This is a genomic window from Streptomyces solincola (assembly GCF_002982015.1).
Classification (GTDB): Bacteria; Actinomycetota; Actinomycetes; order Streptomycetales; family Streptomycetaceae; genus Streptomyces; species Streptomyces solincola.
Map to the genome: position 1 here is coordinate 1 of NZ_PVLV01000213.1, position 6,660 is coordinate 6,660.

The following is a 6,660-nucleotide window of genomic DNA, read 5'->3' on the forward strand; positions in this document are numbered from 1 at the left end:
GGGGGAGGCCGCGGTGCGGGACGGGGGCGTGGAGCCACTGGGTCCGGTCCGGCGGCGGGGGAGCCGGACTCCGGCGCGCTGCCGGGTGTGCGGGGCGACGCTGACCGCGGCCGGTGAGATGAAGCTGATGCGCTGCGAGGACTGCCCGTCCGACATGGACGAGGCGCTGTACGGGAGGCTGTGGGATTGGCGCCTGGAGCAGGCCCGGTCGCTGGGTCAGCCGGCGTACTGCGTGTTCACCGACAAGACGCTGATGGCGATCGCGGAGGCGGTGCCGGCGACGGACGGGGAGCTGGCCCGGATCGCCGGTGTGGGGGCCCGGAAACTGGGCCGTTTCGGCACCGATGTGCTGGCCATCTGCGCTGGTGAGGACCGGCTCGGGGCGGGGACGCAGGAGTGACGGAAAGTCGTCGGAAAAATAGTTTGCGCCCGCCCCGTCAAGCCCCATAGGTTCTTAACCACGGCGACGGCGGCTTCTCCGAAGCCCGCCCTTCGTGCTGTACTGGCTCGACGCAGTACGCGAAGTAGTAGCAGTAGTAGTACCAGAAGCAGCACCCATCCGAATACGTGTGAGACCGGCCCCGGCCGGGATCCCCCGAGACGCCGAGAGGAGGCGATTGAAGTGATCAGCATCAACACCGGCACCGCCCGCAGCACCGTCAAAATGACCGATCGCTCGGCCGTCTCCACCTGCTCGCTCGGCTTCTTCGGCTCCGCCTTCTCGGGCAGTGGTCTGTCCGGTCACGGCGCCGTGCGTCCCGCCGCCCTTGCGATGCTCCCCGTCCGGGAGCGCAATGAGCGACCGACCAAGGCACTGGCAGCAGGCGTACTGGCCCAGGCGACGGCCTATGCCCTGACGGCGGCTACCGGTGCCGAAACCAAGCAGCAGACCCAGCACCACCTGATGTGGGCCTTCCGTGGGCTCGAACCCTGGAGCGATCCAGCCTGACGCCAAGTCAGGCCGGCGCCTTCAGGGCCGCGGAACCCCACCCGGGATCCGCGGCCCTTCTGTTTTGCCTGCACAGGCGGAGCAGTGCGAAGGGGCCTCGGGACCAGCACGACCCGGTACCCACCCACCGGCCGACCGGCCGGACCGACCAGACGAGGAAGACACCACCGTGCAACTCGAAGCGCACGCCCCGTCCGTACCGCCTTCCGAAGCTCTCGCTCCGCACGTTCCCGAGAAGGACCCCGCCTTGACTCCGCTCACCGCGCTCACCGCGCTCGACGACGCCATCGAGAACCTCGGCGTGCCCGTGCCGTGCCGCTCCTACGACCCGGAGGTCTTCTTCGCCGAGTCGCCGGCGGACGTCGAGTACGCCAAGTCCCTGTGCCGCACCTGCCCGCTCATGGAGGCCTGCCTGGCCGGCGCCAAGGAGCGGCGTGAGCCGTGGGGCGTCTGGGGCGGCGAGCTGTTCGTCCAGGGCGTGGTCGTCGCCCGCAAGCGGCCCCGTGGCCGTCCGCGCAAGAACCCGGTCGTGGCATGAACGTCACGCTCGGAACCATCGACCACCCCCACACGCACGACCCCCAGAAGCAGGCCCCGATGACCTCTTCCGCCAGCGAGCCGTCCGGCTTCGCGACCCAGACTTTCGTCACCACCGTCGGCGCGGACTGCCCGCGTCAGAACAGGAACCGTGAGATGCAACTCATGCAAGAAGCCCTGGCGCGTGCTCAAATGCACGACGACCGCCTGAGGGAGGCCCGGGAGGAGCGCCAGGCCGTACACCTGATCACCGCCCGGCGCCTCCAGCGCAGGGCGGAGCGCGCCTCGCTGCGTGCCCGCCGGGCGCTGGCCATGGCGGTCATGAACTGACGCCGTGACGCCGTGACGCCGTGACGCGGTGACGCCGTGGCGCGGTAATGCCGTGATGCTGTGACGGCGGTCGGTGGCGGCCCGGCGGGCCGGCGATCCGGCCGCCGAGCCCGGCCGCCGCCCACGGGCGGTCTTCCCAGACGACCTTCCGAACGCGGGGGCCCGGTCCTGACACCAAGGACCGGGCCCCCGCGGCGCGTTGCCCCCGCCGGGGCCGTGCGGTGGGGTTATCGTCTCGTAGTGAACGACCGTGACCGGATGACTCCTGCGCCCGCGCCCCGGGAAGGCGGCGACCCGCCGGCCGGCGAGGTGGTCTGCCACCGCTGCGGCGCCACCGCCGACGGCCCCGCGACCGCCTGGACCTGTTCGGTGGAGAACGGCAGACGCCACTACTTCTGCGACCGCTGCGCCCGCGACAACCTCAGGTCCATCGAGAGCCGGCTGGACTCCGCCTGGTGGTGACGCCGGGCCGCCGGGCGGCGGCGGCAGCCGACGCGGCCGGGCGCTCAGGCGTCCGCGTCGGAGGCGGGTTGGTCGGGCAGGAAGCCGGGCAGCCAGTCGTCGAGTTCGTCGCGCAGCCGGACCGTGGCGTTGAGCTGGCACAGCACCCCGATGGTGCTCAGCGTGACCCGGTGGATCAGCAGATAGGCCGGCGGCAGGTTGAGCTGCTTGCCCAACTGGTAGGCGGGGGAGCGGACGTCGGCGACCCGGGCCGCCTGGCCCCGCAGCCACTCGCGGGTGAAGGTGAACTCCTCCGCCTGCGCCGGTTCGATGATCGGCAGCAGGTAGTCCAGCACCGCGTCCGGGTCCAGGTCGATGCTCTCCCGCACGAAGCCCTCCTCCCGCAGCGCCTCGTACACCTGCTCCGCCTCGCCCTCCAGGGTCATGCGCAGACAGACGCCGATCATCTCGGGCAGACCGCCGGGCAGCCGGTCCACGGTGCCGAAGTCCAGCACCCCCAGCCGCCAGTCCGCCGCGCCCTCCTCGCCGTCCGGGCCCGGCATGAGCCGGAAGTTCCCCGGGTGGGGGTCGGCGTGCAGCAGCCCGGTGCGGGCCGGGCCGGAGAACAGGAAGCGGGCCAGGAGCTGGCCCGCCCGGTCGCGCTGCTCCGGGGAGCCGCCGGAGATCACCTCGGAGAGCGGGATGCCGTCGATCCACTCCGTCACCAGCACCTGGTCGCACTGGTGCACCACACCGGGCACCACCACGTCCTCGTCGTCGGCGAACTCCTCGGCGTGCGCCTGCTGCGCCGCCGCCTCCAGGCCGTAGTCCAGCTCCTCCGCCACCCGGTCCCGCAGCTCGGCGATCAGCGGCTTGAGGTCCATGCCCGGAATCAGCGGCCCCAGCAGCCGGACGAACCGGCTGAGCTGCCCCAGGTCGGACAGCAGCGCCTCGCCGGCGCCTGGATACTGCACCTTGACCGCGACCTCGCGCCCGTCCCGCCACACCGCCCGGTGCACCTGGCCGATGGACGCCGCGGCCGCGGGCTTGTCGTCGAACTCCAGGAACAGCTCACGCCAGTCCTCGCCGAGCCGTTCCGCCAGCACCTTGTGGACCGTGCGCACCGGCATCGGCGGGGCGGCCTCCTGGAGCTTGGTGAGCGCCGCCCGGTAGGGGCCGGCGATCTCCTCGGGCAGCGCCGACTCGAAGACGGACAGCGCCTGCCCGAACTTCATCGCACCGCCCTTCAGCTCGCCCAGCACCCGGAAGAGCTGTTCGGCCGTGCGCTGCTGCACCTCGCGCGCCACGATCTCGGCGGACCTGCCCCCGATCCGCTTGCCCAGGCCCCAGGTGGCCCGGCCCGCGAAGCCGATCGGCAACGCGGCCAGTTTGGCGGTCCGGGTGACCGCCTTCCGGGGAAGATCAGACATGCGCCCCTCCACTCCTGACTGCCGTGCCGCGGCGCCTCGAACGCGCTGCCGCCACCCGTATGCGGCCCCGCGTCGGCGGCGCCTACCCCGCCATTGTGTCCTGAGCCCGCCCGGTCGCCGAGGCCCGGTGGACCGCTGCCCGGCCCGCCGCCCCGCACGGGCAGTCCTCGTGCGGGGCCAGCCGCACCTCCCGCCACTCCGTGTGCGGCAGTGACGCCTCCCACCGGGCGCCCGTGCTCGCCGGCAGGTCGCCGTCCAGGAACGCGAGCGCGTGGGCGGCCGCCAGCCCCGACACCGCCGCCGCCAGGGCCACGTCGCACGGCGGGGCCGCGCCGGCCCGGCCGGAACGCCACTGGGCCAGCATCCGCGGCCACACCGGGTCGCGGTCGGTGCGCGCCAGGTCGACGCAGCGGGCGCACGCCGTGCCGCCGGGCAGCACCAGCGGCCCCACCACACCCGTCGCCTCGACCACGCCCGCGTACAGGTGGGGGACGGCCGCCGCCACCCAGGCGTCCGCCGGCAGCGGGTCCGGGGCGTAGGCCGCGAGCCCGTCCCGCGGGGCGACCACCACCAGCGCCACGGGCGGCTCCGAGCCCGCCACCGCGCCGGCCACCGCGCCGCCCCGCGCCGGGCGGGGAGGCCGCAGGGACGCCGAGCGCCGCACCAGCCGCCGGGCGGCGGTGTCGCGCCGCTCGCCCACCGCCTCCGCGGGCAGCCCGCCGGGCGCCACGTCCCACGGCTCGGCCCGCTGCCCGTCCAGCACCTCCACCCGGCCCACCCCGGCCGCCGACAGCAGCGCCGCGACCGCGGCCCCCACCCTGCCCGCTCCCCGGACCTGCACCCGGGTCGTCCGCCGTGCCTCCAGGCAGCGGGCCGCGCCGCCCGGCTCCCGGTGCACCACCGACAGCGAGGCCCGGTCCGGGGCCAGCCGGTCGGAGGAGAGCGCGACCGCCGGCCCGCCAGGGTGGGCGGAGTCCCCGGAGCCGCCGAGGCCTCCGGAGTCGGCGGAGCCGGCCGGCGGAGGCCAGGCGCGGGGGCCGCCGGCCTCTGCGTCGTCCAGCAGGCCCACCGACGCCAGGCGGTCCAGCAGCGCCTCCAGCCTGCCGTCCGGCAGCCCCAGCGCACGGGCCTCCGCCCGCAGCAGCTCCAGCCCCCGGGTCCCGTCCAGCAGACCGATCAGGGTGCCGGTCACGGTGTCCACCGGACCGACCACCATCGCGTGCGCGGGCGCCGCGCCGAACTGCACATGCCCCAGGTCGCGCCAGGCCCGCCGCAGCGCGGGCTTCACCATCGGATGCACAGCGTCCCCCTGTCGTCGTACTCGATCGCCGGTCACGCACCCGCGCACCGGTCACTGCCCGCAGCATGCCGTGCGGCCCGCGACGACGCCGCGAGTCGTCCACAGGGACGGTCGGATGATCGGACCAGCGGGATGGGGCTGTGGACAGCGGCGACGCCCGGGGCGCTCGTGCGGGACTTCGCCCCGGACCACCGGGTAACGTCGAGTCGTGCCCGCCGATCCCCAGCCCAGCCCGACCGCCGACCCGCCCCGCCCGTCCGGCGGCGCCCGTCCGGTCACGGAATCCGGTCCGGCCGGCGCCGCGTCCGGCCGGGCCGCGGGCCGCGCGGTCGAGGTGCGCAGGAGCTCGCGCCGCCGGCGTACCGTCTCCGCCTACCGCGAGGGCGACCGCACCGTGGTCCTCATCCCGGCCCGGATGTCCGAGGCCGAGGAACGCCGCTGGGTCACGGTCATGCTCGACAAGCTCGCCGCCCAGGAGGGCAGGCGCGCCCTGGGCGACGCGGAGCTGACGGAGCGGGCCGAGCGGCTGTCCGAGCAGGTCTTCGGCGGCCGGGTGCGGCCCACCTCGGTGCGCTGGGTGACCAACCAGAACTCCCGCTGGGGCTCCTGCACCCCGGCCGAGGGCAGCATCCGGCTGTCCCACCGGCTCCAGGGCATGCCCGAGTACGTCGTCGACTACGTCCTCGCCCACGAGCTGGCCCATCTGCTCGTCCCCGGCCACGGACCGCGATTCTGGCGGCTGCTGGAGGCCTACCCCCGTACCGAACGGGCCCGCGGCTATCTGGAGGGTGTGGCGGCGGCTGCCCGGCTGCCCCGTCCGCCCGGCGGCGGCGTCGACGAGTGACCGGCGCCCGCGGCGAGGACCGTCACCTGCCGTGACGCGCTCGGTGCGGACTGCGTCCGGCACGGCCGGCAGCGCGGGCCGGCCGGGAGTGTCACCGTTCGACGATCGTGTGCCGAAACCGTCCCTCCCCGGTCCACTGTCGGCGGCAGCCGTTAGCCTGGCGCGACGCAAACACCATCGGATGGGGGACGGTCCTACGCATGGCCAGGGAATTCCAACGCGGCCACAAGGCCAGGATCAGCGATCTGACATCCGGCACCGACCTGTACGTGGGCGTGCAGATCGCGGCGCCCGGACTCGCCTTCGACATCAGCGTCTTCGGCCTGGACGCCGACGAGCGGCTCTCCGACGACCGCTACTTCGTCTTCTTCAACCAGCCGAAGTCACCCGAGGAGTCCATCCAGCTCCTCGGCGCGCAGGCCGGTGACACCGAGTCCTTCCGCGTGACGCTGGACCGCATCCCGGCCGGCATCCACAAGCTGTCGTTCACCGCGACGATCGACGGCGCCGGGCAGATGTCCCAGATCGGCCCCGGCTGCCTGCGGATCGTCGCCGGCGGGCACGAGGTCGCCCGGTACGCGTTCGACGGCTCGGAGTTCAGCACCGAGCGGGCGCTGATGCTGGGCGACTTCTACCTCAAGGACGTGTGGCGGTTCGCCGCCGTCGGCCAGGGCTTCGACGGCGGCCTGGACGCGCTGCTGCGGAACTTCGGCGGCGAGGTCGCCGAGGAGGAGCCCGCCGCGCCCCCGTCTGCCGCGCCGCCCGCCTTCGCCCCGCCGGCCCAGACCTCCCAGCCGGGACAGCCGGCCGCGCCGCCCGCCTTCGGGGC

The 6,660-nt window shown here is 74.3% G+C and carries 9 protein-coding genes; 7 read left to right on the forward strand and 2 right to left on the reverse strand.

Annotated elements, in window-relative coordinates:
* From C6N75_RS15320 to C6N75_RS15340, 5 genes are all read left to right on the forward strand, one after another.
* Nucleotides 1–400, forward strand: a 400-nt coding sequence (locus C6N75_RS15320) for an HRDC domain-containing protein (RefSeq protein ID WP_181160478.1), incomplete at its 5' end; no start/stop codon positions are given.
* A gap of 222 nt (nucleotides 401–622) precedes the next feature.
* A complete protein-coding gene (locus C6N75_RS15325; RefSeq protein WP_105869463.1) occupies nucleotides 623–949 on the forward strand; it encodes a hypothetical protein in 327 nt (108 codons plus the stop codon).
* A gap of 169 nt (nucleotides 950–1,118) precedes the next feature.
* Nucleotides 1,119–1,487, forward strand: a complete 369-nt coding sequence (locus C6N75_RS15330; protein ID WP_105869464.1) for a WhiB family transcriptional regulator — start codon at nucleotides 1,119–1,121, stop codon at nucleotides 1,485–1,487.
* Nucleotides 1,484–1,816: a hypothetical protein gene (locus tag C6N75_RS15335; RefSeq protein ID WP_105869465.1), complete on the forward strand. Its 333-nt coding sequence runs from the start codon at nucleotides 1,484–1,486 to the stop codon at nucleotides 1,814–1,816. The genes C6N75_RS15330 and C6N75_RS15335 overlap by 4 nt, the downstream gene beginning before the upstream one ends.
* Before the next feature lie 258 nt (nucleotides 1,817–2,074).
* Complete coding sequence (locus C6N75_RS15340; RefSeq protein WP_105869466.1) at nucleotides 2,075–2,278, forward strand: hypothetical protein; 204 nt, start codon at nucleotides 2,075–2,077, stop codon at nucleotides 2,276–2,278.
* 44 nt (nucleotides 2,279–2,322) lie between these two features.
* Here the strand turns inward: C6N75_RS15340 and C6N75_RS15345 are convergent, their stop codons facing one another.
* On the reverse strand, nucleotides 2,323–3,687 hold the full coding sequence (locus C6N75_RS15345; RefSeq protein WP_105869467.1) for an ABC1 kinase family protein: 1,365 nt from the start codon (nucleotides 3,685–3,687) through the stop codon (nucleotides 2,323–2,325).
* A gap of 82 nt (nucleotides 3,688–3,769) precedes the next feature.
* Nucleotides 3,770–4,987, reverse strand: a complete 1,218-nt coding sequence (locus C6N75_RS15350; protein ID WP_105869468.1) for a ThiF family adenylyltransferase — start codon at nucleotides 4,985–4,987, stop codon at nucleotides 3,770–3,772.
* 208 nt (nucleotides 4,988–5,195) lie between these two features.
* Here C6N75_RS15350 and C6N75_RS15355 point away from each other — a divergent pair, with 208 nt between their 5' ends.
* Both C6N75_RS15355 and C6N75_RS15360 read left to right on the forward strand, forming a co-directional pair.
* The gene (locus C6N75_RS15355) at nucleotides 5,196–5,831 is read left to right on the forward strand and encodes a M48 metallopeptidase family protein (RefSeq protein WP_105869469.1); all 636 of its coding nucleotides are present in this window, start codon (nucleotides 5,196–5,198) and stop codon (nucleotides 5,829–5,831) included.
* Between the two features lie 200 nt (nucleotides 5,832–6,031).
* Nucleotides 6,032–6,660, forward strand: a 629-nt coding sequence (locus tag C6N75_RS15360; protein WP_146132569.1) for a TerD family protein, incomplete at its 3' end; no start/stop codon positions are given.